The 3,883-nt window shown below is 58.7% G+C and carries 3 protein-coding genes and 1 pseudogene; 1 reads left to right on the top strand and 3 read right to left on the bottom strand.

Annotated elements, in window-relative coordinates:
• Positions 1 to 107: 107 nt before the first annotated feature.
• Entirely contained in the window at positions 108 to 290 is a 183-nt protein-coding gene (locus ACUVTA_RS03750; protein WP_445951637.1) for an AbrB/MazE/SpoVT family DNA-binding domain-containing protein, read from the top strand.
• A 232-nt stretch (positions 291 to 522) separates the two neighbouring features.
• On the opposite strand, the gene ACUVTA_RS03745 is transcribed toward ACUVTA_RS03750, so the two are convergent.
• The 3 genes and pseudogenes from ACUVTA_RS03745 to ACUVTA_RS03735 form a co-directional block, all read right to left on the bottom strand.
• Positions 523 to 1,587 carry a cytochrome c3 family protein gene (locus tag ACUVTA_RS03745; RefSeq protein ID WP_445951636.1) on the bottom strand — a complete coding sequence of 355 codons (1,065 nt, stop codon included), beginning with the start codon at positions 1,585 to 1,587 and terminating at the stop codon, positions 523 to 525.
• A 248-nt stretch (positions 1,588 to 1,835) separates the two neighbouring features.
• Positions 1,836 to 2,576, bottom strand: a pseudogene (locus ACUVTA_RS03740) (cytochrome c3 family protein); the annotation flags it as partial.
• 275 nt (positions 2,577 to 2,851) lie between these two features.
• Positions 2,852 to 3,601 carry a hypothetical protein gene (locus ACUVTA_RS03735; protein ID WP_445951635.1) on the bottom strand — a complete coding sequence of 250 codons (750 nt, stop codon included), beginning with the start codon at positions 3,599 to 3,601 and terminating at the stop codon, positions 2,852 to 2,854.
• Positions 3,602 to 3,883 lie beyond the last annotated feature (282 nt).

The raw sequence follows: 3,883 nt of genomic DNA, 5'->3' as shown, positions 1-3,883 counted from the left end.
AAAAGTACACTAAAGCGACTCCCGCCGGGTGTTGGCCGGGGGTACCATGCTGTGGAGGGCTACTGCGGCTTCCTGAAAAGTAAGAACTTTTTCCAGGAGGTAATTCAATGGCTTACGGGATCGTGTGGGTGACGCGCAGAGCACGGACGACTCTTCCTGTTAAGATTCGACAAGCACTCGATACTGAGGAGGACGATTCGCTCGTGGTAACGGTGGAAGGTAAAGAAATCTGTTTCCGAAATCCGGAACCTTTTCGGCTGCTGAGAAGAGCGATCCCGTCTGGAGGATGATTAGCATTGGTAGAAAACGTTGAAAAAACGCCTTCCCTCTTGGCCCGGCGCAGTCACAGTCCGGCGTATCTATGGCTCAAGAATTTCTGCGGCCTTTGCAGGTGTGGTTAGAGCGTTTTCTTAATGGCAACAGGAACGGTATAACAGTCCTGTTTAGTCCATTGTCCGATATTCGGAACGGTGATGCTGGTAATCTTTACGCCGGTAGTATAAGGCGAACCGTCGGCAGTAGTTACAAGTATTCCCCGGCGCTGGTAGCCGCGCGGGATTGCTCCGTGGCAGCAAGCGCAGCCCTGTTCGTGGACGTAGCCCCGGCTTCCTTTGTACAAGACGTGAAGGTTAGACCCTGCACCACCAGAGAACTTTTAGAGATATAGTCTGAAACCCCGTCACCCGCGTAGAAGTTGTAATCGTGGCATAAGAAGCAAAGGTGGTTACTGGTGTCGGTGCCGCGCTTTCCTGTAGCGCCTGCTTGGCTAGTGTCCGGGTTCCAGGGTGCTTTCAGAATGAACGGATAGGCGGAGCCGTGCGGTCCCTTCCCAGCAGCAAGGCTAGTGGTGTGGCAGTCGGTACGGTACATCCGGCTGTCATTCGTCCAGGGGCTCACGAACTTTCCGTAGCCGGAAGGCATCTTGCTTGTTCCCACCACGGCGTGGTAAGAAGGATTGTTCGGGTTGAACTCCTTTGTCTGGTCGGTTTCGGCAAAGCCCCCGCTTGGCGAGGTCGGCTGGGTCGTACCGTAGCCGTACGGTGAATGGCACTTAAAGCAGAGTTTGTACTCGTAGTCTATCGGGTTTTTGAAGGTATAGCTGGAGGCTGTGGTCCAGGCACTGGTGAAGCTCGGCGCCACGCCGGAAACACCCTGGATCGCTGGCTGGGCGGCGGGGGCAGTACCGGTGCCACCAGCAGCCTGGTGCACGTCGTGGCGGTCGGCGCACTCTGCGTGGCGGTTGGTGAGCGGCACGTTGTTGTAGCTTTCTGTATCACTGTGCCGCCCAGAGTAAGCCAGGGTCAGGTGGTAGGAGGCGTTGGCCGTGCTGATCGCGGTGCGGATATCGGGCGCGCCCCACGTGTTCCCGGCCTTGTGGCACCAGAGGCACTCGCCGTCCGCGGTCTGGGTGTCCTCCGGGTACTTCTGCAGCAGCGGGTAATCGGAGCCGTGGCTGTTATGGCAATCGGTGCAGAGGAGCGGTTTCGTGCCGTGGGCGCTCGTCGGGTAGTTTGTTTTGTGCCAGCCGCTCGAATTAGTGGTAAAGTCAACGCGGGTGATTGGCGGGAAGGCGATGTCGTAAAGCACAAACGCGGTGGTGCTCGCTTTCGCGGTTGGTGGGCGCACGCGAGGCAAAAATCCGTAAAGGTGTCAACGGTATTGCCGATACCGTTATCCTGAAGCGCGTAAACCCGGCCCATCACCGACTTGGTGTTGTCGGGGTTCGCGACCTGAGAAAAGGTGGTGGTCGGGTCGGTCAGGGTAGCCGCGCCGACAGTGTGCGGGCCGTGGCAGCTGGAGCACTCCACCTTGGCGCCCGTAGTCCCAAAAATGTCGTGGTGCGAAGCCTTGGCGAACTCCGCCTGGATGTTCCGCCCGCTCATCGAGTTGGCCGTGGTGTTATGACACTTGAAGCAGAGGTTTTCCTCCTGTCCGGCCAGAAGGCGCCGCAGGTCCGAGGCGTGCTTATAGTGGCAAGTGGCGCAGGTAACCAGCGTTCCCGATGGCGGCTGCAGCGCCGCCTTGCTCGTGTTGTAATGGGCGGCGAAGCTGTTCCGGTGGTTCCCCAAGGTGTAGACCCAATAGCTTACCGTGGGGTCTTCGACGCTCGGGAAACCACGGTCGACGCTGCCGTGGCAGGCGAGGCAGAAGTTGGGTCCCTGGTAGTAACGGGTGGTGCCGTCGAAGCTGTTCAAAAGGCGCGGATAAACGGCGCCGGGCACTGACATGTCCCCGTGCGGGTTGTGGCAGTCGATGCACTCGAGCACCTCCCCAACCGCTGGGTTGCCGGTATTTTTTACCGGGTGAAAGTAAACCGCGCCCGAGGTGGTCCCGAAGCCGAAGCCGTAGACGGCGCGGGTAACGCCGGTGCCGTAGATGTCCACTTCGGGCACATAGACAACGTTGAAAACACTCGCCGTGCCGTCGTGACAGGTGAGACAAAGCGCGGTGGTATTTGTCGCCGCCCGGGCTAAAAGGTTAGGGCCGGTGGCGGCGTGGGCGACATGGCAGGCGGCGCAGCCCGCGGGGAAGTTATCGTAAGGCCCGTGCGGGTTATCGTACGCCGCTGCCGGCACCGCTTGGTAAGCAATACTACTGCCTAAAAAAGGCGGCCAGAAGAAGCAGGAGAAAAGGAAAAGCTTTAAAGCGTAACAAGGAAACCCACCTCACAAAAAACCAAAGCATTAAAGATTTGGCGCCGGGTAACAGGGATAGCCCGGTTTTTAGGGGACCAGAAATTTTAAGGTTCTGGTAAAACAACACCTATCTCGCGAATAGGTTGACACTCCAGTAGCCTTTTCTTTAGGCTTAGGCGGTAGAAGCGTCTTTATTGGTACTGGTTCCTAAGAGTTTACCGCTCCCCTCTACTTTTGCTTAGTTCTACCCGCAGCGGCAGGTTTACCTGCGGCACACCGGGCGGCGGGTCAAGGGTGACGCCTTCGGTCCGCGTTACCAGGATACATCCGTCGGCCGGCAACTCCTTTTTCGGGCTCTTAACTAACAGGCGGTCGCCGGGTCTGACCTCCACCCAGGTTTCGCTGCTGCACCATGTTTCCCCGTTGTCAGAGGAGAAAGCTGCCGCGACGCATGCGGGGACCCGTACCCAGATTTTGGGGTCGCTGTAGTCGGTGGTCGGGTTACCGAAGGCGTCAAATGCCCGGATGGTCACGCGCTGCTCGCGGCCAGTTTTCACTGTAGCGGGCTCAAAGCCGACGTAACGGGCGGGCCCCGGTACTACTTCGGTGGTGCAAAGGTTGGAGGCACAGACCCGCTTCGGCGGGCACTCCGGCCCCCGGAGGTCGTCGTAGGAGAGTACCGCCTGCACCCGAGTCGTTCCTGGGATGGTGCTGGCTACCCAGAGCGCTTTTAACTCCCCGTGCTCTTCTACGCGGCCGGCAGAAACGCCCATGGCGCGCCCCTGATTCATAACGTTCGCGTGGGCGGCCCCCTGCCAGCGGCCTGGATGGTGTTTATCTTTAAACAGTTTAAAAGTAGGACTGTCAACCGTTTCGAAGACGATCCGGGCCTGCCAGTCGGTTACCGGTTGCCTGTTCTGGTCGGTTACCGTAGCGGTGAGTTCGATATCGTTGCCGCCCGTCACCGTGCGGTTTCCGGAGGCGCGGAGGGAGACGTACCATTTGAGGGCGCGAATGGAGGTAGTATCTACAACCGCAGGAACGTCAGCCCCCGGCGGGTAGTACTCTACCGCGATTTGGCCGCTGCCGTGGCGGTCAGCCGTAAGGGTGGCTTCCGCCGTTCCGTTACCGGTGATGACGGGATCGCGGAACTCACCGAAGGCTGCGGTAAAGCGGATGATAGAGATCTCTAGAAAAAGTCGGGCTTTCGGGGTTCTTCATGTAGCACTACGGCAGGAAAAGATAAA

It is taken from the genome of Thermodesulfitimonas sp. (assembly GCF_052743955.1).
This window is presented reverse-complemented; position numbering and strand designations above follow the sequence as displayed.

What these genes read in the sequence shown, in the direction of transcription:
- ACUVTA_RS03750 (WP_445951637.1), top strand. Translation starts at nt 108, where the DNA reads ATGGCTTACGGGATCGTGTGGGTGACGCGCAGAGCACGGACGACTCTT.